The sequence below is a fragment of the Streptomyces sp. JLBG701 genome (assembly GCF_058544905.1).
Window position 1 is genome coordinate 4691597 of the sequence record NZ_CM178588.1, and the last position, 22498, is coordinate 4714094.

Consider the following 22498-nt stretch of genomic DNA (forward strand, 5'->3'; position numbering starts at 1 on the left):
GCTATCGGTTATCCGTCCTGTCTGTTTCCGGCTCCCCTATTGCAGGGGACGCATTCCAACCGTACATCCGTGTTGTAGTTGTCGATGACTTGTTCCCGTGAGGTACCCAATGGGAACTTCCGGTTGGACCAGGACTGCGGAAAGTGGCCGCCATCCCAGTTCCCGTCGCGGGACTCCCCCTTATAGGGATTTCCGCCCACCACACCGGAGCAATTTGGCCCTCCGCGTGTACACGCGCGGCCTTGCGAGCCGTCCGGCAGCGTCCCCGGCTCGGCATCGTCCCACATCTTCTGCAGCACGGGCACGCGGAACTTCGCCCGGCTGGTGACGTGCCCGGACTCGTTCGTCCCGCTCACCATTCCGTCGGCGTCCGGCGTTCCGGGCTCGATTCGATCGGGATTGGCCGCGAACCGCCCACTGTGACGCCACTGTCCGTTGCCATCCGGAGCGGCGCCGGTCGGGCATGCCTGGCCGTCACCGGAGTTGTTGTGGACGAGGACCTCGATGTCGCCCGCCACCACGTGATACGTGTGCAGCCCCTCCACCGAGAGGTCGTAGGTGACGCGCTCCGCCGTGTACGACGTGACCTCGGCGATCGCCGTCGCCGCCCCGTCGCCGTTCTGGAGCTTCTGCCCCGTCTTGAGGTCGCCGGCCTGGGTCCAGGCGTTCCGGGTGACCTCGTAGAACTGGTGGTGCTTGGTGGTCTGGATCGTCTTCGGGCCGGACTTCGTGCTGACGGTGACGTCGACGTAGTCGCGGTCGGTCCGGGTGACGATCACGGCCTTGACCCGGTGCTTCTCCTTCTCCTTCTTGCCCGGTTCGGCGGTCAGGACGTAGTCGCCGACCTTGACCTGGGAGATCGACTTGGCCGCTCCGCCGGCCATGACGACAGAGGTGGCCCCGGTGAAGCTGTGCGGCGTGCAGCCCTTGCGCCCGTACTTGCTGGCCGCCGCTCCGAACACCCCACCAGTGACCGCACCGACGGCCGTGGCCTTCGCCACCCCGCTCGCGCTGCACCCCTCTTCACTGGCAGCGCAGGTGACGCCGTAGCCGACCGCGCCCTCTGCCGCGCCGCCCGCCGCGCCCATGGCCGCGCCGGTGCCGATCTTGCCGACGGAGCCGGCCAGGAGGCGGCCCACCGCGCCGGAGGCGGCGCCGCCTGCCGCGCCGCCGAGGGCGCCGGTGACGGCGCCGATGGCGACGGCGCCGAGGAAGCCGCCGACCGACTTGGGACCGTCGCTCATCAGGTAGCCGACGCCGCCTGCCGCCGCGCCCGCCAGGGCCGCGCAGCCGACCACGCCGGCGCCCGCCGTGGCGGCGGTGCAGCCCGCGAAGACCACCACGCCGACCGCGACCGAGGCGATCGTCGCGGCGTGCTGCTTCACGAAGTTGGCCGAGGCCTTCGCCGCCTTCTTGACGCCTCTGCCGATTTTCTTCGCGGCCTTCTTGGCCGCCTTGACCACCTTGTGCGTCACATTCCTGACGGCCTTGGCGACCTTCTTCACCGTCTTCTTGATGTGGTGAACGACCTTGTGCGCGACGCGTTTTACGCGTTTGTAGGTGCGTTTGACGTATCTCTTGACCTTCTTGACGCTGTCCGAGACATAGCGCACCGTCTTGCGCACCGTGCGATACACCTTGCGGGCGGCCTTCTTGACCGTCTTCTTGACGTGCTTCACGGCCTTGCGGACGGTCTTCGCGGCCCGCTTGACGGTCGTCTTGGTCTTCTTCCAGGCCGACTTGGCGACCTTCTTGACCTTCTTCGTGACCTTCTTGACGGCCTTCTTCACGAACTCGAACCAGTGGCCGGTCGGGTCGACGCCGGTCATCGGGTTCTGGTTCGCGTAGGCGTAGGCGTTGGCGTTCACCGACGCCGGCAGCGGGTCGTTGCCCACCGTGTCGCGGCTGTTGAACTGGCCGGTCTGCGGTGAGTACCAGCGCGCGGCCATGTTCACCTTGGCCGTGGCCGGGTCGGTCCAGCCCGACTGATAGCCCAGGTTGCCCAGCATCCCGCTCGCCGCCGACCTCGTGCCGAACGGCGTGTAGGTCGCCGAACCCGCCAGTGCCGTACCGGTATCGGTGAACTGGGCGATCACGTCCTCGTGGATGTCGGTCAGCGCCAGCACCGCCGACGCCCCCGCCTTCACGCTCAGCAGCGAACCGTCGGCGTTACGGCTGTAGACCGCCGAGCCGTCCGAGACCACCTCGTTGCCCGAACCGCTGTAGGCGAAGGAGAAGACCTCGTTGCCCGCCTCGTCCTTGGCGTTGAGCACGCGGTCCAGGCCGTCGTACGTGTACGTCCGGTCGCCCTCGCTGATCACCCGGTTGAAGGCGTCCGCCTTGATCGGGGTCGTCGTCCCGCTCTCGTCCACGGTCGAGCTGAGCGTGCCGCGCGCGGTGTACGCGTAGGTGCTGTGGCCGTCGGACGTGAGCCGGTTGCGGGCGTCGTAGGTGTACGTGTCGCCGCCCACCCGGGTGCGGTTGCCGGAGGCGTCGTAGCCGTACGCCTCCGTCGTCGTCCCGTTGTTCCAGGACGTCAGGCGGTTCGCCCAGTCATACGCGTAGGTGTTCGACGAAGCACCCGAAACACCAGTCGTCGTCTTCGACTTGAGGTTGTCGTTCTCGTCCCAGCCGTAGCCGATGGACGCGAGGACCGTGCCCGTCGACGACGTCAGCTTGTCCTCGGTCAGCCGCTCCAGGGCGTCGTAGGAGAAGGTCCGCTTGGACTTGCCGGTGCCGCCGTAGGCGATCTCCTTGACATTGCTGTTGACGTCGTAGGTGTACGTCAGTGAGGAGCCGGTCGCTCCGTCGCTCACCGTCTTCAGACGGCCGGCCGTGTCGTAGCCGAAGGCCGAGGTGCCCGACGCGTCCGTCCGAGAGGTCGGGGCGCCGTCGCCGTCGTAGGCGAAGGACGAGGTGCCCGACGGGCCGGACGTGGACAGGAGCAGGCCGCGGTCGTCGTAGGTGAAGGTGTTCGGCGTCGTGCCGGAGCCCGCGACCGAAGTGACGCGGTCGTCGGAGTCGTAGGCATAGGTGTGGTCGACCGTCGCGGCCTCCGCACCCTCTCCGGCCTGCCGGGTCAGGCGGCCCTTGGCGTCGTACTCGTGTGTGACGGTGACACCGCCCGGTGAACGCGCCTCCTTCAGCCGCCCGTTCGCGTCGTACACCGTGGTGAAGGTGCGGTCGGCGGCGTCCGGGTGGGTCGGGGTGGCGGGTTCGATCAGCGATTCCGGCAGGCCCCAGGTGGTGTACGTGGTCAGGAATCGGTTGCCCCGGCCGTCCGTGAAGCGGGTGCGGTTGCCCGCCACGTCGTAGCCGAAGGTCGTGGTGATCGACTCCGTCGCCGAGACCGGCTGGACCGCCTTGGTCACCAGGCCCGTCGGGTCGTAGGTGAGGGTGGAGGTATGGCCTCGGAAATCGGTCACCGACACCGGGTTGCCTGCGCGGTCATAGGCCGCGCCGCTGGTTCGCAGGATCGCCCCGGACGAGTCCAGGTCGCTGGTCGCGGTCAACTGGCCGTAGCCGTCGTATGTGTTCTTGGTGCTCGTGAGGTCCGCGTCGGTCGCCGTGAGGACCGCACCGTCCATGTTGTAGGTGAAGGTCGAGACGTTGCCCGCCCCGTCCGTCACCTTGGTGACCTCGCCCAGGGCGTTGTACTCGTACGACTCCGCCACTCCCGTCGGGCTGACGGAACGGGACAGGTCGCCGCCCGGGGCGTTGTACTCGTTGATCGCCGTGTAGGCGCGCTGCGTGGGCTGGCGCACGATGTCCGTGCTGGTCAGCTCGTTCCCGAGGTAGTCCCAGGTGGACTCCTGACGCGCGCCGTTCGGCCGGGTCGCCGACAGCAGGTCGCCGTTGGTGTCGTAGACGAACGTCGACTTGTCGCCACCGGGTTCGGTGACCGAGGCCAGGTCGCCGAGCTGGGTGTAGGTGTACGTGGTGCGATTGCCCAGCGCGTCCACCTCGGCGGTGACCTGGCCGAGTTTGTTGTACTCGTTCCAGGCCGTGGCCGTGATGGGGGTCGACGACCCCGGTGGGGTGTAGGCCGGGAGGCGGGTCGACGTCTCCTGGCCGTCCGCGTCGTAGGCGGTTGTCGTCACATTGCCCAGCGGGTCGGACGTCTCCGTCATCTCGCCGAACGTGTTGTACCCCGTCATGGAGACCGGGCGCAGCGCCTCCGGTGTGTCGCCGTTCTTCTCGGCCTGGACCTCGGGTTCGGCGACCGTGGCCTGCTGGGCCGCCTCGTCGTAACCGTATTCCGTGGTGTTGCCCGCCGGGTCGGTCGTCGACAGCGGCAGGCCCCGCTGGTCCAGCTTCCAGGTGGTCGTACGGACCGAACTACCGGACGCCGGCAGCGTGCCGCCCCGCACTGCGGACACCTGCGACGCGGTGAGCGCCTCGCCGTAGAGCTGGACGTCGTCCAGGCCGCCCTTGAGGGGCAGGCCGTAGCCGGCGGTGGTCTTGGTGCGGCCGAGCTGCAGCGTGCCGGTCGCCTCCCAGGCGCCGTCGAAGGCGGCCTCCTGCGCCAGCGTGCCGTTGACGTAGAGCCGCATCATCCCGGCGTCGGCGTCGTGGACCGCGGCGAGGTGCGTCCAGGTGCCCGCGGTGACCGCGGACAGTCCGGAGCTCACGAACGCGGCGGTCGGCGGATTGACGTCCTTCTTGGCCCGGGCGAAGGTCCAGCCGTAGGTGGTGGAGTAGTACAGGACGAAGCCGTAGATGGCCTGGCCGTCCTGCGAGACCAGCGTGCGGCCCGCCGTGGTGTCGTCGACCTTCGCCCAGGTGGCGACGGTGAAGCTGCCGCTGGTGTTGACCGGGGGCGTCTTCGTCTGGCCGTACGCATTGGCCGTGCCGTCGAAGGTGGCCGAGCCGCCTCGGTCGGTGCCGGAGGTCATGCCCGAGCCGCGGGTGACGGTGTTGTTGCCGCCCGAGGAGTCGGCCGCGGTGGTGCCGCTGCTCTCGTCGAGCTTCCAGCGCCCCACCGGAGCGGTGGTTCCGTCGTGGACGGTCGTGCCGGTGACATTGCCGAGCTTGTCGTACAGCGTGTCGACGGTGCTGACGTCACCGGTCGCCGGGTCGGTGTCCGTCTCCCGTACGACGTTGTCGTCGGGGTCGTAGGAGACCTTGGTGGTCCGGTTGACGCCGGTCGGGTCGAGGGCGGAGGAGGTGACGCGGTCGGCCGCGTCCACCGTGAAGGTGGTCGTGGTCTGTCCGTCGTCGGTCACCTGCTTGGTCAGGTTCCCGGCCATGTCGTAGAAGTTGGACTCCTCGACGAACTGCTTGCCGTTCGCCGGGTCCTTGCGCACCACCGTCGCCGGCATGCCGTCGTCGGTGTACGTGTACGCGGTCACCCAGCCCATCGAGTCGGTGACGGAGGCGAGGCGGCCCGCCGGGTCGTACGCCCGTGACTCCTGGACCAGGGTGGTCGCCGTCGACGGGTTGCCCGGGTCGCCGGTGTAGTTGAGGAGGTTGGTGGTGAGCGGTCGGCCCTCGGCGTCGAAGGTGTAGGTGTTGACGTTGCCCTCGGGGTCGGTCTCACTGACCTTGTTGCCGTAGCCGTCGTACCCGAAGGACGTCGTGCCGCCGCCGGGATCCGTCCGCGACTTCATCCGGTTGTACGCGTCGTACGTCATCGACGTCGTCCGCGCGGCGTCCCCGCCGGTCAGGTCGGCGACCGTCTGCGACAGGACGTTGCCGTCGGGGTCGTAGGACGTCGTCGTACGTGCGCGGTGTGCGGCGCCCGTGACCCGGTTGGTGACCGTCGGGGCCGTCTCGGTGACCACCTGGTCGTTCTTGTCGTACTCCCAGCTCGTGGTCAGACCGCCGGGATTCGAGTCCGATATCTCGGAACTCGCCGTCGTCCGGCCCAGGTTGTCGTACGTGTACGTGACCTTGGCGCCGTTCGCGTCGGTCGCCGAGGCCAAGTCACCGTTGGCGAAGTAGACGTACGACGTCTTCCCGCCGCCCGGCGCCGTCACCGTGTCCGTCAGACCGGCCGGCGCGACCGCCGTGCCGCCCTCGGCCGCGGGGGTCGACGACGTGGTGTACGTCGTCGTCGCCGTGCGTCCCGCGGGGTGTCCGGGGACCGGCGGGGTGGTCACCGTCAGCAGGTTGCCGCCGGTGTCGTAGGTGTAGCCGGTCAGGTAGGTGTTGTCGGTCGCGGACGTGGAACGGGCGTCCCGCTCGGTCAGCAGCAGGTCGTTGCGCGGGTCCATCGCCGGGAACGCGGTGGTCGCGTCCGGGTAGTACGTGTAGTACTCGGTGGCGCACTTGCCCGCGGCCGTGTCCTGGCAGTCGGTCTGCGAGACGGTGTTGCCGCGCACGTCGTGACCGGTGATGGAGCGGTTGCCGTTGGCGTCGGTCACGGTGTGCAGGAAGCCGCCCGTGTCGTAGCCGTACGTCGTCCGCTGCCCGGTGGTGTCGGTCGCGGCCAGCAGACGGTTGCCCATCTCCGGGTCGTACACGTAGGTCAGGGTCTTGTCGGTCGGGTCGGTGAGCTTGACCGTGCGGACCGGCGCGATACCGGACGAGGCCTTGTAGCCCTGCCAGTGGTCCTCGACCTGGTCCGCGCTCAGCGCGTGGCCGTAGGCCGCGACCTCGGCGATCGAGCCGGTGAAGCGGCTGACGTCACCGGGCGAGCTGTACCAGGACTTGGTGTAGCCCGCGCCGACGAAGGTGCGGGTGTTGGACTGGTCCTTGGCCTCACCGGTGAAGTCGGCCTGCTTGACGCCGTCGAGGTAAAGGGTCTGGGTGGTGCCGGACGCGGAGAGGACCGCGTGGTGCCAGGTGTTGTCGGTGACCGTGTTCGTCGACCCGAAGGCCGTGTTGCCGGAGCCGGAGACGCTCCACCAGTGGCCGTGCAGCTTGTTGTCGGCGCCCACGTACAGCAGCGGGTTCCAGCTACCGGCCGGGGTCGTGCCGGTCGGCGCCTGCGACTGGTCGGACAGGATCACGCCCTGGCCGGCGGTCTTGAACCAGACCTCGACCGCGCGCGACGAGGAGCCGTGCCACGGGGTGAAGGGGAGTTCGCCGTACGACGATGTCCCGTTGAAGGACGCGGCCGTCACATCACCGCTGCCGAACGGGCCCGCGACGCCCTGCGTGACCGTGCTGTACGTGCCGAAACCGCTGTGGATCTCGTTCGCGGCCTGCGCGGCGCCCTGGGTGTCGGCCAGCCGCCAGTAGCCGGCCGGGGCGGAGCCCATGACGGCCGAGCGGTAGACCTGCGAGGAGCCGGTCACGGTGGGCGGGTTGAGCTTCCAGGTGCCGCCGTCGCCGTCCGTGGCCTGGGTGACGAGGTCGTCGGCGGTGTCGTAGACGACCTGCGACTGCGTCTTCCCGTTGGCCGTGGTGATCTTGTTGAGCAGTCCGGCGGACCGCTTGGCGGCCTGGTACTGCGCGCTGATCACCGACACGTCGAGCGGCTCGGAGTAGATCGCCACCTCGGCCAGCTGGCCCTTGTAGTGCCCGAGGGTGTCGGCGCTGTTCATCGCGGGCCAGCCGTCGGTGTTCACACCGGCGCCGAGGGAGATGTACGGCTGCTCCCAGTCGTTGATGGTGCCGGTGAGGGAGCCCTGGGCGACGCCGTCGAGGTAGAGGGTCTGGCTGCTGGCCTGTCCGGTGAGGACGGCGTTGTGCCACGCGCCGTCGGTGACGGTGGCGCCGGAGACGACCGTCGGGTTGCAGCTGGGCGACATGGCGAGACAGCCGCGCAGCTTGCCGTCGGTGCCGACGTACACCGCGGGGGTGTTCTTCGTCGTGTTGGCCACCGGGTCGCTGTCGCTGAGCGGCTTGTCGCCGTAGTAGAAGAGGACGCCCCCGGCCGTGGTGGTCTTGAACCAGAGCGAGACCGTCATGTACGAGGGGGTCGCGCCCGGCGCGGACGGCATCTCCACATAGGAGGTGGTGCCGTTGAAGGTGGCCGTGGGCTGGGTGGAGCCCGCGAGCGCGGAGCTGCCGCCGAGGGTGACATTGCGGTAGAGACCGTTGTAGCGGCCCTGGTTGGTGTCGACCGTGTCCTTGGCGACGGTGGCCCCGGCCGCCTCGCCGAGGCGCCAGTAGGCGTACGGGTCGGCGTCCAGGACCGTGGTGCGGTAGTGGTTGCCGGTGGCGTAGCCGTACACGGTGCACTTCGACCAGTCGGCCGGCGGGCAGACCTTGGTGAGCTGGTCGCCGCTGTAGGTGTACTGCCAGGTCTGGGCGGTGTCGTAGTTCCCCGCGATCGACGGGTCGGTGGCGACGGTGTCGACGTGCGCGGCACTCGCCCCGGTCGGGGTCTTCCAGGCCAGGGTCAGCGACCGCTTGGACGTCTCATTGGTGATCTTCGTGAGCTGCTTCGACGTGTTGTACGTGAAGGTCTCGGTACGGCCCGCGTAGTCCTTGATCGCGGAGATCGCGTACGTCCCCGTCTTCGCGGTCGTCTGCTTGAAGGCGTACTCGGTGAAGTCCTTGTCGGTCAGCGTGTAGCCGCCGGCGGTCACCACCTGCAGCCGGGCGTAGCGTCCCAGCGGCGGCTGGAACGTTCCGTCGCTGTTGCGGCCGAAGGCGACCTGCTCACCGCCCGGGTAGGTGACGACGACGCTGGTGACCGTCCCCGACGGGTCCTTGACCTCGGCCGCCTTCATGTCGACGGCCGTCGACCAGCCGGCCCCGAACGCCCCGTCCAGACGCGGGTCCAGGCTGTTGTACGACCGGTCGATGCCCAGCGAGGGACCGACCACCTCGACGTCCGCGTCGGTGTCCTCGGTGGTGTAGTTGGCGTCCGACGGGTCGAACTCATGGCCGTCGGTGTTCTGCGCCAGCCCCGAGGTCACCGGCGGCTGCGGCACGGCGGTAGTGAAACGGCTGGAGTACGTCACCTCCTCGTAGCCGTCGCTCACCCCCACGTACCAGGCGTAGTTCTTGGACCACTTGAGCTTGCCGGCGGGTATCTTCCAGCTGCCCTTGGACAGGGCGGCGGAGGTGACGACCGGGGTGGTGCTGCCCGTGTCGGCGTCGTACACCTCGAAGGTGTAGGTCAGCGTGGAGTTCGGCCACTTGTCGGCGTCGCTCGCGTAGACAAGGAGCTCCGGCTGGAGCGTGTTGGCCTGGAAGTTCTCCGGCGGGTACTGGGCGTTGACCTGCGGCTTGGTGTTGGCCGCGTAGGTCAGGTCCAGGGAGGGACGCCAGCTCGTGGTGGCCGAGTCGTCGGAGTGGAACTTCTTCCAGTGCAGCGCGTCGCCCGTCGGCGCGGTCAGCGCCAGCCCGTAGTTGGCGGAGCCCGTCGCGATCTGCGTGAGCCACGACGTCGACAGCGTCACCGGCATCTTGACCCCGACGGTCGTGGCGCCGGTGGTGTTGGTGCACGAGCTGCCGGGGGCGACCGTGGCGGAGCCGATCGCCGAGCCGTACGCCGGACCCGGGTAGGTCGTGGTCGTCGACGTCGCCCACGACGCGCTCACCGGATGCACCGAGAACGGCGTCGCGGTACAGGTCGAGGACCACAGCGCCCACACGTTGAGGGCGGCCGCGCTGACCTTCTGCCCGGCGATCGTCGAACTCAGCGCCGAGAACTGGAGGAACGAGTTCGCCTTGTTCGTCCCCGAGTCGTAGGAACCGACCTTGATCTGGTTCTCGGCGGAGCGGTCGGCGGCGTAGTCGTTCTGCACATACGTCGCCTCGCTCGCGGCGAGCGTCGTCGTCGGGTCGACCGTGACCGGATAGACCCGCTCGGGGTCGTCCAGCCAGTCCCGGTCGGCGGTCATCCGCAGGGCCGGCTCGCCGCCCACCGTGATGATCTCGTACGACACCTGCCGCGAACGGGCGCCGTCGCCGGAGCGCCGGTCGACCTTGGAGTCCTCCATGTAGCCGGCGGGGATAGTGGCGACCACCTTGCCGTCGGCGCCGCTTCCCGCGTCGGTGAACTCGACCCCGCCGCCCTTGGCCAGGCGGGGGGTGAGTCCCTCGGCCTGGACGGGGAACACCCAGGAGTTGGCCGCGTCCTTGGAATGCAGGACGAGGTTCTCCTTGAAGCCGCTCGCGATCGGGACGAACTGGAGGTCGGTGGCGGGCAGGACGTCGGCGTACACGAGCGTGCCGTTCGCGTCCTGCTGAGCCGCGGCCTCGCTCGCGCCCTTCAGGGTGTACGCGAGGGTGCGGCCGGAGCCGAAGTCGACGGAGGCCAGCTTCTTGTCGGTGGCGTCCGGGGCGAACTCGACGTCGAGGGGGTTGGCGTCCTGTCCGAACCGGCCGTCGGCCTCTTCGACCAGGCTGGTGTCGATCGGCTTCCAGGTGCCGTCCGCCGCCTTGTAGTTGGCGCGGTCGGTGTAGTGCCGGATCGTGGTCGAGCCGTCGTCGTTGACGTAGTAGTCCGACGTCGCCGTGGACTTCTTGGCGTCCCGCTCACTGGTCTTGAGGCTGAAGCTCTTCGCCGCGCCCGCGGCCTCGCCGGTCGTGACCTTCTCCGGCTTGTCCACCGGCCGCTCGTACGCGTCGAGTTGCCCCTTGCCCTCACCGGGCTTGCGGCCGACCCCGCGATCGGCGCTGGTGGCGTCCGCCGAGGCACGGTGGCTCTTGCCCCGCGCGGTGCCGCCCTGCTGGCCGGGGGTGTCCAGTTCGGACGAACTGGCCCAATCCCACAGACCACTCAGGGATATCTCGGGCATCGTCGGCGCCGACAGCGTGGCGCCGGTGGCCGCGGCCGTCTCCGTGGTGAGCACGAAGGAGAAGCCGACGAGAACGGATACCGCCGTAACTCTCGCCCTGCGCCTGCCGGATCTACCCAGCGGGAACATGCGAGAGCCACGGACCCAGCGAGCACGCATGGCAAAGCCTTCACTTGGAGCTGACAAAGTTTCGACAGATTGCCCCAAGCTCGATCACAGGCGCCACATAAGATCGACACCGTTAGTCGATCTTTATAATTCCCCGGAACCTTCACGATCCATTCATGACCCGGACGCCCGCGACGCATCACCGGACACCTCAACCGCCTTGCGGATGACATCCGCCACGGTCTCGGCGGCGGTGGGGCCGGGATCGGCGGTGGTGAGGTTGGCGGGAGTGGACCCCGCACTCGGGGTCGCCGCGCCGTCGACCGCGACGAAGCGGACGTCGGGATGGGCTTCGGCCGCGTCCCGCGTGACCTCGGACTGCGCGGCACCGACCGCGACGATCACCTCGCACTGACGCTGGATCAGGCTGTTGAGGAACGCCCGGACGTTGGCCGTCGACTGCGCGCCCGTCACCGGCACATAGGTGACACGGGCCCGGGTCTCCAGGGACGCGTCCTGCATCCCGGTCCACACGGACGCCGCCGGTGTCCCTTGCGCGATGCCCTGCTCACCGGTCAGCAGACAGGCGTCGAACTCCGTGTACTGCCGCGCCCGGGTGTCCGGCGGCGTCTGCTCGTCACCGCCGAGCAGCCCTACGACGGCCAGTGCGCCGACCAGGACGGCGACCGCACCGCCGGCCACCCACCAAGTGGGCTTCGTCATCTTCATCTTCATCGGGAGCCGCCGGCGGACGGTCTGACGAACAGGCAGTGCAGCACCGCTCCCAGCGTGGAGAGGGAGAGCAGCAGTACATCAAGGGCGTACTGCGCGCCATACGTCTCATCCGGCGTCAGCAGCGTCCGGCACAGCCACGCCACGGTCACCGCCGTGAACCCCACCGCCGCCAGCCAGTCGCCGCGACTGCCCCGCCGGAACGCCAGCACCAGCGCGGGCACGGCGCCCAGGAGGCCGAGGCTCAACAGGGGGACGAGTGCGAGGGCCACCCTCGGGCGCAGCCCCGGCAACGTGCCGGTGCCGGTGCCGGTCACCGGTTGAGCCGCGGTCGCGGCGACCATGTCGTGCTTCACGGCCGTCTACCTCTGTTCTTCTCGGGAGCGTGCGAAGTCGTCTCGCGGAAACGTGCGGACACGTGCGCGATCACGGCGCCGTACAGTACACGCGGTTGAGGAACCGCTATCCCCGGCTCTCGGTCTCCCTGATCCCATCCCGATAGACCCGGGCCGCCGCGCGCAACGCCGCCTCCGGATCCACGCCCGCCGCCTCCGCGCGGACCGCCAGCGCGAGCAGTTCGTAGCCGATGCCCTCGCCGGTGGGCAGCGGGACGTCCAGGCCCGCCGTGCGGACGCGTGAGGCCAGCTTTGCCGCCAGCGCGAGGCCCGGCTGGCCGAGGGGGACGCCGTCCGTCACGGATTCGCGGCGCTTCTCTATCTGCTTCGTGCGCAGCCAGTGTTCCTTGACCTCTTCGGGGGTGGTGGCGGTCTCGTCGCCGAAGACGTGGGGGTGGCGGTGGATGAGCTTGGTGACGATGCCGGAGGCGACGTCGTCGATGGAGAAGGGGGCGTTGTCGTCGTCCGGGTCATCCGGATCACCCGAATCATCCGGAGCGCCCTCTTCCGCGATGCGGGCGTGGAAGACGACCTGGAGAAGGACGTCGCCCAGTTCCTCGCGGAGTTCGGCGCGGTCGCCCTCCTCGATGGCCTCGACGAGTTCGTACGCCTCCTCGATGCCGTATTTCGCCAGGCCCTTGTGGGTCTGTTGCGAGGACCAGGGGCACTCCCTGCGGATGCGGTCCATGACCTGGACGAGGTCGAGGAGGCGGGCGCCGGGGAGGTCGTAGGAGGCGGGGAGGAGTTCCAGTTCGGGCATGTGGACGCGGCCGGAGCCGGCGAGGCGGGCCAGTCCGTCCGTCAGGGCCGGTTCGCCCTCGCCCGACGCGACGATCACGACCGTCCGGTTCCCGGCGCACGCGTCGACCAGTTCCTCGGCGGTAGGCGACGCTTCGTCGACCCCTATCCCGGCCTCACGGAGGTACGGCAGCTGCGGGTGCGTGCCGTCCGCGCACAGCACGCTGTCGGCGGCGTGCAGGGCCTGCCAGGCGGGCCAGGACAGCAGGCCGGGGGCGACGCGGTGGCTGGTGGTGAGCAGGACGATGCGGCCGGGGGCAGCCTCGGGACCGGTGCTGGTTGCGTTCACTCTCCGAACGTAACCCACGCCACCGACAGCCCCACGAGTTATCCACAGGCCAGGCGGGGCTGGCGTGCCGTTACGCCGTTTCCTGCGTCCCCGCCGCCGTGACCTCCCGTACCCACGGAGTCTTCGCGTCGACGCGGCTGCTCTTCTCGACGTCCCAGGTGCCGTAGCGCGGGTTGAGGTCGACGCCGAGTTCCTCGGAGGCCTCGGAGAGGGCCTTCCAGAAGGCGGGCTGGGCGGTGTCGGTGCCGAGTTGCTTGGCGAGTTTCTGGGCCTCCAGCTGGAGGTGCAGGTTCTCGTCGAGGCGCTCGGGGGCGACGCCGTACTGCTGGAGCCACGCCGTCTCCAGCGCCTGGGCGCTCCCTGCCTGCTGCTCCAGGCCGCTGCGCAGCTCCAGGATCTCCTTGCGGCTGACGGTGACGCCCGCGTCCTGGGCGGCGCGGTGCAGCACCCGGTCGAGGACCATGCCCTGGAGGGTGTCGCGGGTGAGAGTCCCGGTCTTGGCGATGGCCTGCGCGTACTGGGCGTCGTCCGGCACCGCGGCCCGTTGTGCCTCGCGCACCTCGTTCACCCGGGTCTCCAGCTGGGCGACGGTGATCCGCTGGCCGCCCACGACGGCTGCCGCGCCGGGATGCGCATCGTTTCCGCAGGCGGTGAGAAGAGGGGCCGCGGCGGCGATCACGGCGGACAGGACGAGCGCGGTGCGACGGCGGCGGTGCAAGGAAGCCTCCCGAGGAGATTGTGCGGCGGTGCACAAAGTCTTGCGGTGATCGATGGTAGGCAGTGGGCAAGCTGTGGCCAACCCATTCGACCAACGAATCCGTGGGGGCTGAGGTACCGCCGCGCTTCGGCGGGAGGTGACCGGCTCAGTCCTCGCCGTTCACCGCTCGCTCCACGGCGGACGCGACACCGGCCCGTACCCCGTCGCCGCGCGGGACGGTCGTCACGTTCGTGCCGGCCTTCCGGCCACCCTCGTCCCCTGCCACCAGCACGAAGCCGACCTTGCCGTACCGGGGTGCCGTCTGCGACGCCGCCTCGACCTCGGGGCGTCCGACGGCCAGGACGACGTCGCAGGAGCGCTGGATCAGGCTGTTGAGGAACGGGCGCGCGGCCGCGGCGCTCTGCTCACCGGTGACCTGGGCGTAGCTCACGCGCGCGTGCGTCTTCAGGGAGGCGTCCTGCATGCCCTGCCAGACCTGGGCGGCGGCGGTGCCGGCGGTGATGCCGTCCTTGTCGGTGAGCAGGCAGGCGTCCATGTCCGTGTAATGGCGGGCCCGGGTCTCGGGGATCGGCGGCCGGTCGTCGTGCCGGAAGACGAAGACGCCGGCCACGATCAGCGCGGCGACGACCGACAGTGCGCCCGCCGCAAGGCCGATGGTGCGTCCGCTGAGCGAGCGCAGCCAGGTGACGGCGCCGCGTCCCACGCGCGCGAGGCGCCCTTCCTGGCCCTCGGCTGCCGAAGCCGTGGACCTCGCCCGCGAGACCTGTCTGACCTGCTTGGTCACCGATGCCCTGCCTTCCGGGGCCAGACCGTCCACGCGTGCACCGAGGCGCCCACCATGGACGTAAGGATCAGCAGTACGTCGGTCGCGAACAGCGGTCCGTGGGTGGTCTCCGGCGTCAGAGCGAGCTCGGCGACCCAGGCCACGAGGACCGCGCCGAACGCCCCGAAGGCCCACCAGTCGGCCCGGCTGCCCCGCCGTAGCGCGATGACGAGGGACGGTACGGGGCACAGCAGGCCCAGGCTGACGACGGGCAGCACGGCGAGCACCACGCGCGCGGTGAACGGCCGCTTCAGCAGCGGCCGCAGTGCCAGTGCCGGTACGACAGTGACCTTCATGTCCCGTCCCTCATTCCCCGTGATTCCCCGTGATTCCCCGTGTCAGCCGGTGATGGCGACCGGCGCGTCCCACGCGTCGCGGTCCACGGTGATCGTGTAACCGCCGCGCGTCTCCTTGCTGTTGACCATGTACTGGTGGGCGCGGCTGTGGTTGGTGTACTGGGTGGCGCCGAACGGCCAGTCCGTGGTCGTGGTGTTCTGCTTGTCCCACAGCGCGTACCAGAGGTTGCCCGGGAGGTCGGTCTTGTCGGTGGCGCCCGCGATCGCCTTGGCGCTGGAGCTGGTGAAGCCGTAGTAGCCGGCGCGGTACGTCTTGGCGTGCAGGCCCTTGTCGAAGGCGCGTACGTAGGTCAGGACGGCGTTGTTGCACGACGTGTTCGTGATGTCGTACGACTCCATGTCGAGGTAGATCGCGCTGCCGGCCTTCATGCCGAGTGCCGAGGCCTTGGACACCGCGTCGGCCGCGTCGCTCGCGCCGAGGGAGGCGGCCGTGGTGGCGGTGAGCTTCTCGGGGCTGGAGCCGGTCTGGCAGGACGGCTGGGCGCCGACGTAGAGCGGGATGAGTTTCCAGCCGACCGTGCTGACCGACTTCACCCAGGAGGCGGTGAGGTTGGGCTGGGAGCAGCCACGGTTCTTGCCGCCGATGTAGACGGCGGCGGCGCCGTAGAGGCCGCCGTGCCAGGCCTTCATCGCGGAAAGGGAGGGTGCGGCGCAGGTGTCGAAGGCGCGGCCGGTGTAGGTCTTCTGCGCGGGCCAGGTGGTCGTTGTCGCCGCCATGGAGCTCTGCGCGGCGAGGCCGGCTCCGGCGACCACGGCGGTGCCCGCGACGCCCCACGTGATGTATCTGCGCTTCCTGGACTGCCGATGCCCGGCCATCCCCACCCCAATGCATGACGAGCGGCGCACGACATGTCGACGTGTGGCCGCGGAAGTTGTTCTGGGCCCCCTGGAGCCGCGCGTCATGGACAGCGACGGCACAGGGAGCGTGTACGGCGCGCACAGGAGTCCGGCGCGCGAAGCGGATCGAACGCTAATCGACCCCGGCCCTCGGGCCGGGAAACGGGGCGTCTTGATCGCCACAAGATTCCCTCATGGCGGGGCAAAGACACGGGTGTTGGGAGGGACCGTGCCTGGTCAGACAGACCCTTCGTCATAGTCGCCGACGGACACAGAAGGGGTATCCCTCGTCGAACTTGAGGAGACACGAGATGAAGTCGCCGAGGGTCTCGTTGACGAAGGTCGGACTCGTGTCCCGGTCGAGACCGAACAGCACCTGCCCTCGGTCGATTTCGAGGAAGATGCGGAGGTCGTCGTCGAAATCCCCGACCTCGATCACCTCTCGGCCGTCGTCCGCTCCGAAGGCTTCCGACGGAGTTTCGGCGGCCTCGAAGAGCAAGGCGGATCTGGGCACCCCTCGCTCAACAAGGAATTCATCGCCTTGCTGTCCCGAATCACGAGTGCCTCGTCGCGATTCCAACGAACGACCTCCGCCATTCGCCTACTTCCTTCCGAAAAGTGCGCGCACCGCGGCATTTCTCGCCGCCGTCGACGCGGCAGCAAGTTCCGTCCCGGATTTGCTGATCTTCTTGAGATTGGGCAACTTGCCCAGAATCTTCGAACACCGGGTGGCGCAGGGCTGGAACTCGGAGTACATCTCAGGAGAGCCGAGGCATAGTTGTTGTCCGTGTTGTTCTGAGCCACCCGCGCCCGCTGCACTGCCTGACTCAGTCGCGTCGAACCGTAGTCGACCTGGCCGTCGCAGTTGTGGACCAGAACCGGCGTCGCCCCGGCCTCCACGTAGTACGTGAGACTGCCGATGGTGAGGTCGTACGTCGTGGTGTTCGCGCGGTAGAGGCGGACACCGGTGACCTCCCGGCCGTGCCGGTCGGGGTCTGGAGGACGTCCCCGGTGTGGAGATCCTTGGCGTCGACGAACGCCGACTGGGTCTCGTCGTAGAACGGGTGTTGACATCCTCCCCCTCTTAAAAAGAGGAGGATTCCAGCCTACTTGGGCTGGGGTTCACGGACACTCGATCCCTTGCGGGGTGTTGTCCCTCCGGCACCGGCTGTTCGCCGGGGGCGGGAAATCCCGCCCTGTCCTGCCGCGACGTTGGCTGCTGCGTTGGTGTCCGCGTTGCAGGTGAAGCCGCAGAAGGAACAGACGAACTCGGCTTGGCTCTTGCGCGAGTTCTTGTCGATCCATCCGCAGGCACTGCACCGCAGACTCGTGTACGGGGCGGGGACGTCCTCGACACGGCCGGGAGCCTTGTGCTCGGTGCGCTGGCGGAGCAGGCCCCAGCCCTGGGCGAGGATGGCCCGGTTGAGCCCGGTCTTCTGCTTCACGCGTTTGCCGGGCTGCTCGGCCGTCCCCTTGGCCGAGCAGGTCATGTTCTTGATGTTCAGCTTCTCGAACCGCACGAGGTCACAGGTGCGGGCGAGCATGGTGCTGGTCTTCTCGCACCAGTCCTTGCGCCGGTCGGCTTCCCGTGCTTTGAGTCGGGCCGCCTTCGCGTACTCGGCGGTCTTGGCCTCGCTGCTCTTGGGGGCGCGGGCGGCGCGGCGCTGGTGTTTGCGGATCCGCGCCCGCTCCTTGGCCGTGAGCTGGGGGCAGTTCAGTTTCCGGCCGTCGGACAGGGCGGCGGTGACAGTCACGCCCCGGTCGATGCCAATGACCTCGCCCGTGCCGGGCGCGGCGATCGGTTCGGGGACGACCGCGAACGCGATATGCCACTGCCCGTTCTTGAGCGTGACGCGGAACGTCTTCGCCGACGGGAGCTCGGTGCGGGTGAGGCGGAACTTCACCCAGCCGCAGCCGGGCACCTTCACCTGCGCCCACCTGCGGTTCAGTTTCTGCACGACGACCAAGCGGCCCAGGACCTGCTTGCCCGTCTTGGCGTTGAGCTTCGGCGTGTCGTCGTCGCCGAACTCCGGGACGCGGTCGGTGCCGATGACGCGGAAGCCCTCGTGCATGAACTTCTTTCGCCAGGTCGGCTCACCGAAGCCGGAGGTGAACCTGGCGTTCTTGGCCTGGGCGAAGTCCTTCAGGGCCTGCTGCTGAACGTCCGCATTCCCCACACCCAGCCACTCGTTCTCGCGCCGGGCCTCGGTCAGCTGGCGGCACTGCTCGGCGAAACCGGGAGCGGGTTTGCGCCACCGGCGCCAGTGCGAGTGCTGCTCGACCGCCAGGTTCCACACATACCGGGCGTGCGCGCAGTGCTCACGCATGACCGCCTCCTGGGCGGCCGTCGGGTACATGCGAAATCGGGACATGGTCCCATTCTAGCATCATTACAGGTCCAGTGCCAGAATGGGACCATGACGAAGCATGTGAACCTGCGCCTCCCCGACGACGTGCACGAGATGGCCGCGGCCGCCGCGGCTGCCGATGACCGCTCCCTCAACTCATGGCTGATCGCCGTCGTGCGCCGCGCTGCCGAGCCCGGCAAGACGCCGAATCGCCCTGACGGCGATTCGGCTTCCCCTGCCCCACTACGCGGGAACGGGCATTCACCCCGACCCTGAAGGACCGGGGTGATGCCCGGAGGCAAGGTAGATCGACGACGTGTAGAAGCTCGCGGCCTGTCCGGAGCCGATGGCCTGGGAGGCGTACGAGTACAACACCCCTGGTCCGGCAGAGGCCTTGAACCACCGGGACAGTGCACCCGAGTCGGTGTCGTTGCCTGTGTTCTTCGACAGGGAGACGTCGGAGGTGGTGCCGTCGAAGGAGGCGGCGGTGGACGAGGAGCCGGTGAGCGGGCCGGTCGCGCCGAGCGTCACGTTCTCGTAAGTGGCGTTCTTCGTAGCCTCGTTGGCGAGAACGGCGCCCTTCCCGCTCGTGCCCGAGGCCTCGGTCAGCGGCCACATCACGTCCGCGTCGAGGTCGAGGGAGGCGTTCTGGTGCTGGGAGCCGGTCCGGTAGCCGTAGGTCCAGGTCGACACGGTGGAGGAGTCACCGGCGGTGACCGGGTCGGTGGTGACGGTGGCCACGTGCGCGGCCGAGGCGTCGGTCGGTGTGGACCAGGCGAGGTTGAGGGAACGGCTGGAGACGGCGGCGGCCATCTTGGTGATGTGACCGCTGCTCCACGTCAGGTTGATGGCACGCCCGTTGGCGTCGGTTACCGAGATGAGGCCGTATCCACCTGAAAGGGTCCTCAGCTCGCGTGGAAGCGTGCCGGTGCCTCGGTCGGGTTGCCGCCCGAGGGGAGTTTCTGGTCCGGGCAGCCGGAGAGCACCTTCACCATGGCGTCCTGCTCGGCGGCGGTGACCCACAAGCCGTACTTCTTCTTCACCGCGACCTGGTCGGCGACGTAGTTGCACCGGTAGGCCTTGTTGGGCGGCAGCCAGGTCGCCGTGTCGCCGTCACCCTTGCTGCGGTTGGTGCTCGCGTCGACGGCACGGAGATTGAGGGGGTCGTTGGCGAGGGCTATGCGCTTGCTGTCGTCCCAGTACTTGGCGCCCTTCTGCCAGGCGTCCGAGAGGGCGACGATGTGGTCGATGTCCACCTGGCTGCGGCCACGCTCATAGGCCACGTCCTTGCCGGTATAGGGGTCCGGGTCCAGCTTCCCGGAGGCCACCTTGCAGTCGCCGTCGGTGAACTTCACGCCCTCCAGATCGCGTCCGAGTATGTCGTCCCGGGTGTCGCACCCGTTGGAGTCGGTGTCCGCCCAGGGCGAGCCGAACTTGTCCCGGTCGTACCCGGTCTTGGGCGCCCGCCCCTTCACGGTCAACGCCTTTGCGGCCGCGAGGGCCGGGCCGCCGCCGCCACCGCTGCCACCGGTGGCACCCGTGCTCTCCTCGGACCCGCCGAGTCCGCCGAGCCCGTCCTCCGAACACCCTGCGACGCCGAACACCATCACGACGGCGACGGCCGCAGCCGCCCCACCCTTAAGACGCACCACGATGCGTCCCTCCCCTTGCCTGACCAGCACTGCCCCGCAAGGACAACGTTAGCGGCGAAGAGGTCCAGACCATATAGGCCTAAAGTGCGCACTCCTCTGATACCGGGCGTATCGTCGATTCCGAATCGCCTCCGGAAGGAGCTCTGGATGGGCATCTTCGACAAGTTCAAGAGCCAGATGAAGGGCAACAAGGGCAAGGAAATGTCCGACGCCGCGGAGCGGCAGGTCAACGAGAAGACGGGCAACAAGTACGAGAGCCAGGTCGACCAGGCCCAGCAGAAGATCGAGGGCCAACTCGGAATGGACCGCGACCGGCCCGATCAGCCATAAGCCGGAGACCCACGGAGGAATCACGAGGCCCGGCGGCCAGGCGCGCGGCGCCGCCGCTCACGGAGCCGACTGAACCACCTTGCGACAGTGGCCGTCCGCGGAGACTTACCTTCCGCGGGCGGCTTCGCGCGTGCCGGCGGGCGCTCTCAACTCCCGCTTGCTTCCCGGCCCTTACACCTTCCCGATCAGACTTTCACACCTTCCCTATCCCCAACGTGGTCTCCGAGGGCAGCAGCCCGCTGGACAGCACCGCGACCCAGAAGTCGCCGAGCAGTTCACTGAGGCGGGCGGCGCCGGCCGGGCCGATGGTCTGCCAGAGGGCGGTGGGCGACCGCGACCCGGAGGAGGTGTTCCGGTCGCTGGCGTCGATGCTCTTCCGCGCCGACCGGCCCGGCTAGACCGACGCCGACCGCCCACTCCTCCGCCCCGCTACTCCGCCCCGCTACTCCGCCACCGGCTCCGGATGCCGCACGAGCCACTCCTGAAACTCCCGGTGCCGGAACTGGTAGGCGATGCCGGATGTGCGCAACAGGCCGGCGGAGACGGACCAGTCGAGGAACCTCACCAGGCGGAACGGGAGTCGGCGGGTCAGGAGGAGGTACAGGGCGTACTCCACCCACTCGCAGCCGGCGCCGAGGCAGATCGCGGCCATCAGCCCGGCGAGGGCCAGGCCGCCGGTCACCGGGCGCAGTGTGGCGATCATCAGAGCCAGGCTGGTACCCGCAACGACCGCTCCGACGACTCCGCCGCGCACCCATCCCGACGGCCCGACGGCGGCGACGTCGACCCATTGAGTCGCGAGGACGGGAGCCATTCCGACGATCAGCGGGGTGATGATCAGTCCCAGAAGACTCCAGTTCTCGTCGGCCGCCCAAGGGGTGAACATCGCCCCATACGCGGCCAGCAGCACAACGAACATGAACAGGTTGAGCCGCCGGACCCCACGTCCCTTGAACGCCAGCCGCAGGCCCACCTTCCACAGTGCACTTCCCGGTCGGGGTATGTACGAGACGATCCCGAGCCTCCGCCGCACGGTCGTCGACAGGACTGGCGCCAGCGCGACGGCGACCACCCCGGCGCTGAGGACGACCACGAACGGCTGGAAGTCGACAGGCGGACCCCACATCACCTCCGAGCCGCACAGCACGATCAACCCGCACAACATCCATCGTGGTCGGCGCCCACCCAGCTGTCGGCTCAACTGCCGCAGCCTCAGGTCCGTCTGTGCTCCTCCGGCAAACTCCAAGGACCGCGCCAGGACCCGGAGTCTGCGGTGCACCTCCGCCGCCCCGCACCGCCCCGGCGCCTCCTCCGCCGCCCGCATCGCCGCGGGGACGTAGCGGGCCAGCAGAAGATCCGCCGCCTCGTCGGCCGTGGCCGCGCTCAGCAACTCCGACGGGTCGCCTTCCCGTTCATAAACGGTCGCGAGGAGAGTCAGCCGCCACGGAGTGCTCAGCGCCCGACTCATCACTCCGCCGGGCGGCCCTCGTAGTTCGTCCAGCAGCGGCTGCCACACGCCCGGTCTGCGGGCCGCCCCGCGCTGTTCTAGGAAGCGCACGGCCTGCTCCGGGGTGACCGGATCGATCTCGATTCGGGCCGCGTCCAGGAGGTGGTTGGCGTCGGCCTCCAGGGTGTCGTAGCGGCGCGTACGGCAGGTCAGCACCAGAGGAGCCGGTTCGATGCCGTCCTGGTAGCGGGCCAGGGCCTCCAGCGCGGCACGTGCGCGTGACTTTGCCGCGGGCATGTCCTCGTCATCCATCTCGTCCAGGCCGTCGAGCACCGGGAGAACCATGCGCGCGGCGACGACCTTGCGCGCGGAACGTGCCGGCAGGCCGTAGTCACGCTCCAGGTGGCGGGCGATCCAGTCGCCAACGGGTTCCTCCTCGTCCCAGTCGGCCAGCGCCATCAGGACCGGCACCGGTTCGTGTTCCATGCGGGCCTTGTTGAGCTCCATGACGAGCTTCCAGGCCAGCACGGTCTTGCCGGCCCCCGACTCACCGGTGATCACCAGCCGACGGGGCCGCAGCGCGCGGTAGTCCTCAACCACTCGCTCCAACTGGCCCGCCGGCGTGGGCGGGAGGACAGCGGCGCGCGCGTTCGCGTACGGCCGGAAGTCGAAGGTCACATCGATGGCGGTCAGGTCGCCGCCGAGGCTGTGCGCCCACTGCGGCTCACCCACCGCGCGTACCTCACGGGCCAGCCGGGCCACGGCGGCCGCCTCGTCCTCGTGGCCGCCCGGCCGAGCCCACAGCAGAGCGATCACGGCGGCCACCAGGGCCAACAGGGCGGCGGCCATGGACACCAGACCACTGCGGTCCGACACACCCAGCGGGGCGTGCGCGGGCACCAGAGCGAACACCAGAGCCACAGCGACCAGCGCGCACGCCGCCCCCGTCCACGCGATCATGCTCGCGCGCCCCCTGCCTGCCATGGCGACATCTTGCCGGAGGTCAGGTGTCCGCGACCCGG

16 protein-coding genes are annotated in these 22498 nt (G+C 69.0%); 3 read left to right on the forward strand and 13 right to left on the reverse strand.

What is annotated here, in order from left to right; genetic code table 11:
• Positions 1-8 precede the first annotated feature (8 nt).
• From AC5DRG_RS21455 to AC5DRG_RS21500, 10 genes are all read right to left on the reverse strand, one after another.
• Positions 9-10697 (reverse strand): LamG-like jellyroll fold domain-containing protein, encoded by a 10689-nt coding sequence (locus AC5DRG_RS21455; protein ID WP_491812183.1) that lies wholly within the window; start codon positions 10695-10697, stop codon positions 9-11.
• Positions 10698-10925: 228 nt separating this feature from the next.
• Complete coding sequence (locus AC5DRG_RS21460) at positions 10926-11474, reverse strand: type 1 periplasmic-binding domain-containing protein (protein ID WP_491812184.1); 549 nt, start codon at positions 11472-11474, stop codon at positions 10926-10928.
• 8 nt (positions 11475-11482) lie between these two features.
• Positions 11483-11839, reverse strand: coding sequence for a hypothetical protein (locus AC5DRG_RS21465; RefSeq protein ID WP_491812185.1), 357 nt, complete (start codon positions 11837-11839; stop codon positions 11483-11485).
• A gap of 106 nt (positions 11840-11945) precedes the next feature.
• Positions 11946-12965: a nucleoside triphosphate pyrophosphohydrolase gene (locus AC5DRG_RS21470; RefSeq protein WP_491812186.1), complete on the reverse strand. Its 1020-nt coding sequence runs from the start codon at positions 12963-12965 to the stop codon at positions 11946-11948.
• A gap of 70 nt (positions 12966-13035) precedes the next feature.
• The gene (locus tag AC5DRG_RS21475) at positions 13036-13683 is read right to left on the reverse strand and encodes a SurA N-terminal domain-containing protein (protein ID WP_491812187.1); all 648 of its coding nucleotides are present in this window, start codon (positions 13681-13683) and stop codon (positions 13036-13038) included.
• Positions 13684-13828: 145 nt separating this feature from the next.
• Complete coding sequence (locus tag AC5DRG_RS21480; RefSeq protein WP_491812188.1) at positions 13829-14467, reverse strand: type 1 periplasmic-binding domain-containing protein; 639 nt, start codon at positions 14465-14467, stop codon at positions 13829-13831.
• Positions 14464-14802, reverse strand: a complete 339-nt coding sequence (locus AC5DRG_RS21485; protein WP_491812190.1) for a hypothetical protein — start codon at positions 14800-14802, stop codon at positions 14464-14466. Before AC5DRG_RS21485 ends, AC5DRG_RS21480 begins: the two co-directional genes overlap by 4 nt.
• A 42-nt stretch (positions 14803-14844) precedes the next feature.
• Entirely contained in the window at positions 14845-15678 is an 834-nt protein-coding gene (locus AC5DRG_RS21490) for a glycoside hydrolase domain-containing protein (RefSeq protein WP_491812192.1), read from the reverse strand.
• A gap of 274 nt (positions 15679-15952) precedes the next feature.
• Complete coding sequence (locus tag AC5DRG_RS21495) at positions 15953-16213, reverse strand: hypothetical protein (protein WP_491812194.1); 261 nt, start codon at positions 16211-16213, stop codon at positions 15953-15955.
• Between the two features lie 592 nt (positions 16214-16805).
• A complete protein-coding gene (locus AC5DRG_RS21500; RefSeq protein ID WP_491812196.1) occupies positions 16806-18071 on the reverse strand; it encodes an RNA-guided endonuclease InsQ/TnpB family protein in 1266 nt (421 codons plus the stop codon).
• Between the two features lie 45 nt (positions 18072-18116).
• Here AC5DRG_RS21500 and AC5DRG_RS21505 point away from each other — a divergent pair, with 45 nt between their 5' ends.
• Positions 18117-18323 (forward strand): toxin-antitoxin system HicB family antitoxin, encoded by a 207-nt coding sequence (locus AC5DRG_RS21505; RefSeq protein ID WP_491812197.1) that lies wholly within the window; start codon positions 18117-18119, stop codon positions 18321-18323.
• Here AC5DRG_RS21505 and AC5DRG_RS21510 read toward each other — a convergent pair.
• Both AC5DRG_RS21510 and AC5DRG_RS21515 read right to left on the reverse strand, forming a co-directional pair.
• Positions 18309-18860 (reverse strand): DUF5018 domain-containing protein, encoded by a 552-nt coding sequence (locus AC5DRG_RS21510; RefSeq protein WP_491812199.1) that lies wholly within the window; start codon positions 18858-18860, stop codon positions 18309-18311. The genes AC5DRG_RS21505 and AC5DRG_RS21510 overlap by 15 nt on opposite strands.
• 92 nt (positions 18861-18952) lie before the next feature.
• Positions 18953-19699 (reverse strand): HNH endonuclease family protein, encoded by a 747-nt coding sequence (locus tag AC5DRG_RS21515; RefSeq protein WP_491812201.1) that lies wholly within the window; start codon positions 19697-19699, stop codon positions 18953-18955.
• 147 nt (positions 19700-19846) lie between these two features.
• On the opposite strand from AC5DRG_RS21515, the gene AC5DRG_RS21520 reads away from it, so the two are divergent.
• Entirely contained in the window at positions 19847-20029 is a 183-nt protein-coding gene (locus AC5DRG_RS21520) for an antitoxin (protein WP_491812202.1), read from the forward strand.
• A 215-nt stretch (positions 20030-20244) separates the two neighbouring features.
• Positions 20245-20427, forward strand: coding sequence for a hypothetical protein (locus AC5DRG_RS21525; RefSeq protein WP_491812203.1), 183 nt, complete (start codon positions 20245-20247; stop codon positions 20425-20427).
• Between the two features lie 44 nt (positions 20428-20471).
• Here the strand turns inward: AC5DRG_RS21525 and AC5DRG_RS21530 are convergent, their stop codons facing one another.
• Positions 20472-22460 carry an NACHT domain-containing protein gene (locus AC5DRG_RS21530; RefSeq protein ID WP_491812204.1) on the reverse strand — a complete coding sequence of 663 codons (1989 nt, stop codon included), beginning with the start codon at positions 22458-22460 and terminating at the stop codon, positions 20472-20474.
• Between the last annotated feature and the right edge of the window lie 38 nt (positions 22461-22498).

Coding starts and splice junctions, on each gene's coding strand:
- AC5DRG_RS21460 (WP_491812184.1), bottom strand. CDS start 11,474: ATGACGAAGCCCACTTGGTGGGTGGCCGGCGGTGCGGTCGCCGTCCTG.
- AC5DRG_RS21485 (WP_491812190.1), bottom strand. CDS start 14,802: ATGAAGGTCACTGTCGTACCGGCACTGGCACTGCGGCCGCTGCTGAAG.
- AC5DRG_RS21490 (WP_491812192.1), bottom strand. CDS start 15,678: ATGGCCGGGCATCGGCAGTCCAGGAAGCGCAGATACATCACGTGGGGC.
- AC5DRG_RS21500 (WP_491812196.1), bottom strand. CDS start 18,071: ATGTCCCGATTTCGCATGTACCCGACGGCCGCCCAGGAGGCGGTCATG.
- AC5DRG_RS21505 (WP_491812197.1), top strand. CDS start 18,117: ATGACGAAGCATGTGAACCTGCGCCTCCCCGACGACGTGCACGAGATG.
- AC5DRG_RS21510 (WP_491812199.1), bottom strand. CDS start 18,860: ATGGCCGCCGCCGTCTCCAGCCGTTCCCTCAACCTCGCCTGGTCCACA.
- AC5DRG_RS21520 (WP_491812202.1), top strand. CDS start 19,847: ATGGGCATCTTCGACAAGTTCAAGAGCCAGATGAAGGGCAACAAGGGC.
- AC5DRG_RS21530 (WP_491812204.1), bottom strand. CDS start 22,460: ATGGCAGGCAGGGGGCGCGCGAGCATGATCGCGTGGACGGGGGCGGCG.